Raw genomic sequence first — 5,895 nt, forward strand, 5'->3', positions numbered from 1 at the left:
GGGCCGTTGTCGCCCCCCCCGATACTCCCATGTTCAAGCTGCGCGATGCCCTGCTGATTGCCGCCTTGCTCACCGGCATCCAGGCCGGGGTGCATGGGCTCACGGCATGGCTCGGCGATGCGGGCATGCTGGCTGGCGCGCTGCTGGCGGCCCTGGCCGATGTGCACGCCGCCACCGCAGCCGTGCTGGTGCGTGGTGGGCCGGACAGCGCGGCAGCTCCCGCCATTGCGCAAGCCCTGATGGCCGCGCTGCTGGTGCATGCGGGCAGCAAATGTGTGGTGGCCCTGGCCAGTGGTGGCTGGCGCTACGCCCTGGCCGTGGCGCCGGGCGTGCTGGCCCATACCCTGGCGTTTGTGGGGGTGCTGGCCCTGCAGCGATAAGAGCTTGAACAGGTCACTTGGGGCGCCGCAGGCGGGGCCGGATAATCGCCCCATGACCTCCAAAGAAAACCAAGCCCGCACTGATTTCAGCGCGCTGGCCCTGAGCCCCGCCATGCTGGCCAACCTGCAGCAGCTGGGCTACACCACGATGACGCCCATCCAGGCTGCCAGCCTGCCGCCCGCCTTGCTGGGCAAGGACCTCATCGCCCAAGCCAGCACCGGCAGCGGCAAGACCGCCGCGTTTGCGCTGGCGCTGCTGGCCAACCTCAACCCCCGCCGTTTTGCGGTGCAGGCCCTGGTGCTGTGCCCCACGCGCGAGCTGGCCGACCAGGTGACCACCGAGATCCGCCGCCTGGCGCGGGCCGAAGAAAACATCAAGGTCGTGACCCTGTGCGGTGGCGTGCCGCTGCGCGGCCAGATGCTGAGCCTGGAGCACGGCGCCCACATCGTGGTCGGCACGCCTGGCCGCGTGATGGACCACCTGGAGCGCCAGCACCTGACGCTGGAGGCCCTGAACACCCTGGTGCTGGACGAAGCCGACCGCATGCTGGACATGGGTTTCTTCGACGACATCGCCACCGTGGCGCGCCAGTGCCCCAAAGAGCGCCAGACCCTGCTGTTTTCGGCCACCTACCCCGAAGGCATTGCCAAGCTCAGCGCGCAGTTCATGAAGTCGCCCGAGCAGATCACGGTGCAGGCTCAGCATGCCGAGGGCAAGATCGAGCAGCGCTGGTACGAGGTGAAAAACAGCGAGCGCCTGCACACGGTTTCGCAGCTGCTCAACCACTTCCGGCCCGATTCATCCATCGCTTTCTGCAACACCAAGCAGCAGTGCCGTGACCTGGTGGCCGTGCTGCAGGCCCAGGGCTTTAGCGCACTGGCGCTGTTTGGTGAGCTGGAGCAGCGCGAGCGCGACCAGGTGCTGGTGCAGTTTGCCAACCGCAGTTGCTCGGTGCTGGTGGCCACCGACGTGGCCGCGCGCGGCCTGGACATTGCCAACCTGGCCGCCGTGATCAATGTGGACGTGACCCCCGACCCCGAGGTGCACATCCACCGCATCGGTCGCACAGGCCGGGGCGATGCCGAAGGCCTGGCGCTCAACCTGGCCAGCATGGACGAGATGGGCAGCGTGGGCAAGATTGAGCAGCTGCAGGGCCGCGAGTCGCGCTGGTTCCCGCTGGCGGACCTCACGCCCACGGGCAGCGGCCCGCTGGTGCCGCCTATGGTCACCATCCAGATCATCGGTGGCCGCAAGGAGAAGATCCGTGCGGGCGACGTGCTGGGTGCGCTGACCGGCGAGATGGGCTACACCCGCGAGCAGGTGGGCAAGATCAATGTGAACGACTTCTCGACCTATGTGGCCGTGGACCGCGCGATTGGTGCACAGGCCGTGGCGCGGCTGAACGGTGGCCGCGTCAAAGGCAAGAGTGTGAAGGCACGCCTGGTGCTGGGCAACGAAAATTTTGAATGAAATTTGCCCTTCCCGCGCGTCCAGTATGCTCAAGTAGCTATTTATTTGATAGCAATTGAGCGGCTGGGTATCGTGCAGGTCGGCAGCTTGCGGAGGGTGCAGGCCAGGCTCTTGGCGACCATGTCGGGATACGCCCTGCGGACTCACCCGATCTGCGGTTGGTCGTGGTGTGCAGGGCGGTGAGCGCAGCGTAACCTGACGCCCTCGCCAAACCGGCCCCTCACCTGACCGCGCCCGCTGCCTGCAGCATCTGCACCATGGCCCCGTAGCCCCGCTGGCGGGCCAGCTGCAGTGGTGTGTTGCCCTGCCGGTCGGTCAGTGCGTGGTTGGCCCCCGACAGTAGCAACGCCTTCAGCGTGGCCTGGTGCCGTGGGCCACCGTTGCCCAGCACGATGGACTCGATGAGCGCCGTCCAGTGCAGGTTGTTCACATGGTCCAGCGGCGCCCCGGCAGCAATCAGCTGGCGCACCACGCCGTCGTGCCCCAGGTGTGCGGCGGCGATCAGGGCCGTGCCGTCGTACCGGCTGGTCACCTGCTTTGCGCTGGCGCCCAGTTGCAGCAGCAGGCGCAGCGTGGCCTCGTCGTCCGCCACGGCGGCAATGGTGACCGCGTCGTAGCGGTCGCTCTCCAGCGCATTCAGATCAGCCCCGGACTGCGCCAGCAGGCGGATGGCGGCGTGCTGGCGCGCAAAAGTGGCCACATGCAGCGGCGTGCGGCTGTAGGTGTCGCGGGCGTTCACATCGGCGAGTGCGGCGGTCAGCTGCTTGAGCGCGGCCACATTGCCCTGCGCGGCGGCGGCATGCAGGCCCTGGTAGGCAGTGGTCTCGCTGGCCGTCGGAGGCACCTGGGCCTGGGCGGGGGCGGCGCAGGCCAGGGTGGCGGTCAGCGCGATAGCAAGGTGCCAGTGCCTCATCGTGGGTGCCTCCGGTAGCGTAAGGTGCAGGTGAGTGCAGGTGATTACTTCAGCAAGTCCTGCACCTTGGCGATGCCAGCCACGGCGCATTGCTCGTCCAGGTGGCCGCCGGGCGCACCGCCTACGCCCACGGCGCCAATCACTTCGTTGCCCGCCTTCACGGGCACGCCGCCGCCCAGCAGCAGATAGCCGGGGATGTTCACCAGGTTGGCGGCTGCGGGGTTCTTCTGCGCGCCTTCCATCATGGCCAGCGTGGTGTTCTTGGCCGATGCCGAGGTGTAGGCCTTGAGGCGGCTGGCTTCCAGCGTGTGGGGGCCCGCGTTGTCGGAGCGATGCACGGCGCGCACGGTGCCTGCGCGGTCCACCACGGTGGCCGTGACGGCGTAGCCGTTGGCGGTGCAGGTGGCCACTGTCTGCGTGGCGATCTGCGTGGCCAGGTCCAGCGACATGTTCTTTTCGGTGCGCACGCCTTCGGCGCTGGCGGCGGTGGCAATGAGGCACAGGGTGAGGGCGGCGACGGTAGCGAGGCGGTGTTGCATGGTGTTCTCCGGTGTTTGGACGTCGGTGCCACCGTGTGTGGCGCCGTAGGAGAACTGTAGAAATTGCCGCTGATTTCGGCCATTCGGATGGCTACGCGCGGGCCTCCGTAAAACTACGGAAGAGCTTTGACGGCCAGCTCAGGCTGCGGCGTCCACCAGCGCCGCGTACCGCCGTATCAGTTGCGCCAGCGACTCGGCCCCCAGTTTGCTGAACAGGTTGGCGCGGTGCGTCTCCACTGTGCGGGGGGAGAGTTCGAGCGCCCTGCCGATTTCCTTGTTGGTCAGCCCCTCCACGATCAGCCCCAGCACTTCGCGCTCGCGCGCCGAGAGCTGCGCAAAACGCTCGCGCGCCTGCTGGTCGGCATGGTGGCGTTCGCGCGAGCGCACATGCTGGCGCACTGCGTTCTGCAGGGCTTCGATCAGCACTTCGTCATCCACAGGCTTTTCCAGAAACTCCGCCGCGCCGGTCTTGAATGCGCGGCGGCACATCTCCACCGTGCCGTGCCCGGTGAGCAGGATCATGGGCTGGTCCACGCCCTGTGCCAGCAGCTGCTCCAGCACCGTGAGGCCGCTGATGCCAGGCATGCGCACATCGAGCACGATGGCGCCAATGCTTGCGTGGTCGAACCCATCCATGAAGGCTTGCGGATCGGCCCAGGCCTGAACGCGCAGGCCCACGGTGCTGATGAGCAGGGAGAGGCTGTCGCGCACGGCGGCGTCGTCGTCCACCAGGTGGATCAGGGGCGAGAGGGAGGGGGCGCTATCGGTCATGGGTGGGCGGGGCGGTGCACAGGATCAGGACAAACTCGGCACCCCGGTGCGCTGTGGATGGGGGCGTGGCTTCGGGCGCCAGGGTCAGCTGCGCGCCCATGGCCTGCGCCAGACTCTCGCACAGCGTGAGGCCCAGTCCCAGGCCACCGCTGCGGGTGGTGTAGAAGGGCTCGAACAGGTGCTGGCGCGCCTCGGGCGGTATGCCCGGGCCATGGTCGCGTACCGACAGGGCCACGTGCTCGGCACTGGTGTTCGCCATCGCAAGCTGCAGTTGGCGTTCCGCAGGCGGCACTTGCTCCAGTGCTTGCAAGGCGTTCATCAGCAGGTTGTGGATGATTTGCTGCAGGGCCACGGGTTCGGCCAGCACCTGGGGCAAGTCAGGTGAGGCAGACACGGTGGGTACCACGCCGCGCTGCGCCAGTTCTGGCTCCAGCAGGTGCAGCACGTCCTGCACTGCCGTGGGCAGCGCCAGTGGCTGGGCCTGGCTTGCCAGGTCAGGCCGCTCCACCAGGCGGCGCAGTCGGCCCACCACGGTGGACGCGCGGCGTGCCTGTTCCACAGCCCGGGCCATGGCGGTTTGTGCCGTCGCCAGTTCGGGCGGTTCGTCGGCCAGCAGGCGCTGAGCGGCCTGCGTGCTGGACAGCAGTGCAGTCAGCGGCTGGTTCAGCTCGTGCGCCATGCCTGCGGCCAATTCGCCCAGCGTGTTCAGCCGTGCCACCTGGCCCAGGCGCAGCAGCTCTTCCGCCCGCTGGCGGGCCACGCGTTGGCGCCTCAGTGCGTAGCCTGCGGCCCACAGCGCAGCGGTTAGCAGGCACCAGCCCAGCATGCCCCACCAGGGCAGCTCGTGCAGGCTCACACTGCGGCGGGCCACCACTTCCAGTGGCTGGCTGGGTGCTGCCAGCAGTTTGTGAAAGTCGTAGGTGCGGATGCCTTTGCCCTGGTCGGCGTATCCTGGCTGAACCACAAAGGCGGCTCCGTTCTGCTCCAGCGCTACGCGCACCAGACTGGTGGCCCTGTCCATGGGCCATTCGTCGGTCGGGATGGTGGTGCGCAGATCGATGTGCAGCGCATAGCTGGCGGGCGTGCCCGCCAGCACCAGGTAGTAGCGGCCTGCGGGCAGGTTCAGCCCCGCCATGGCGGCGTGGCCGGTACGGCGCGAGGTGGCTTCGGCTGCCGCCAGCTCTGCCTGCAGTGCGGCGGGCCAGTCACTGTGGGCCGACCGCTGCAGCACGGCCAGAATCTGGGGGTACACCGACGTCAGGCGGGGCAGGGGCGATGCTGCGTTGTGGGGGGCGTCCGCCGCAGTAGCGGGCTGCAGCAGCGCCAGGGTGGCCATGATGGCGTCGTGCTGCACCACGCGCTGGCTCAGCAGCCGGTGCACGATGCGTGCGTCGGTCTCGAACGCTGAATGCAGTTGCTGCATGCGGTTGACCGCCAGCCAGCCGGAGCCCGCGCAGGCCACCAACGCCCACAGCAGCAGGCTGGGGAGGTGCACGTTCAAGAGGGCGCGGCGCCATACCTGGGTCATGCGCCGATTCTGGCATGTGGATGCTCTAGCGCGCTCATGGCACCCTTGGCGTAAAGCCAGTCTTAAGACGCCTCTGGTGTAATTCCGGGCTCCGACCGTCAGCGCTCCTTCCACATCCACACCTTATGTCCCACGTTCCCCCCAAGCCGCGCCCTTGGCTCACGCCGCGCAACCTGCTGTGGGCATCCATTGCAGTGGCGGCGATCACCATCGCGCTCAAGACGCTGGCCTGGGTGGTCACCGGCTCGGTGGGCCTGTTGTCCGACGCGATGGAGTCGTTTGTGAACCTGGCC

At 67.9% G+C, this 5,895-nt stretch carries 6 protein-coding genes and 1 pseudogene; 3 read left to right on the forward strand and 4 right to left on the reverse strand.

Annotated elements, in window-relative coordinates; genetic code table 11:
- The coding region (locus DBR12_RS02440; protein WP_146185448.1) for a DUF4010 domain-containing protein at positions 1-380 on the forward strand (380 nt) is incomplete at its 5' end.
- A gap of 52 nt (positions 381-432) precedes the next feature.
- Complete coding sequence (dbpA, locus tag DBR12_RS02445; protein ID WP_108615788.1) at positions 433-1,851, forward strand: ATP-dependent RNA helicase DbpA; 1,419 nt, start codon at positions 433-435, stop codon at positions 1,849-1,851.
- 220 nt (positions 1,852-2,071) lie between these two features.
- Here dbpA and DBR12_RS02450 read toward each other — a convergent pair whose 3' ends face one another.
- The 4 genes from DBR12_RS02450 to DBR12_RS02465 form a co-directional block, all read right to left on the reverse strand.
- Positions 2,072-2,764: an ankyrin repeat domain-containing protein gene (locus DBR12_RS02450; RefSeq protein WP_108615789.1), complete on the reverse strand. Its 693-nt coding sequence runs from the start codon at positions 2,762-2,764 to the stop codon at positions 2,072-2,074.
- Positions 2,765-2,808: 44 nt separating this feature from the next.
- Positions 2,809-3,303 (reverse strand): heme-binding protein, encoded by a 495-nt coding sequence (locus DBR12_RS02455; protein WP_108615790.1) that lies wholly within the window; start codon positions 3,301-3,303, stop codon positions 2,809-2,811.
- Between the two features lie 138 nt (positions 3,304-3,441).
- Positions 3,442-4,074: a response regulator transcription factor gene (locus DBR12_RS02460; protein ID WP_108615791.1), complete on the reverse strand. Its 633-nt coding sequence runs from the start codon at positions 4,072-4,074 to the stop codon at positions 3,442-3,444.
- Entirely contained in the window at positions 4,064-5,602 is a 1,539-nt protein-coding gene (locus DBR12_RS02465) for an ATP-binding protein (protein ID WP_108615792.1), read from the reverse strand. Before DBR12_RS02465 ends, DBR12_RS02460 begins: the two co-directional genes overlap by 11 nt.
- A 125-nt stretch (positions 5,603-5,727) precedes the next feature.
- On the opposite strand from DBR12_RS02465, the pseudogene DBR12_RS22490 reads away from it, so the two are divergent.
- A pseudogene (locus DBR12_RS22490) lies at positions 5,728-5,895 on the forward strand (cation diffusion facilitator family transporter); the annotation flags it as partial.

The organism is Acidovorax sp. HMWF029 (assembly GCF_003060895.1).
Classification (GTDB): domain Bacteria; phylum Pseudomonadota; class Gammaproteobacteria; order Burkholderiales; family Burkholderiaceae_C; genus Acidovorax.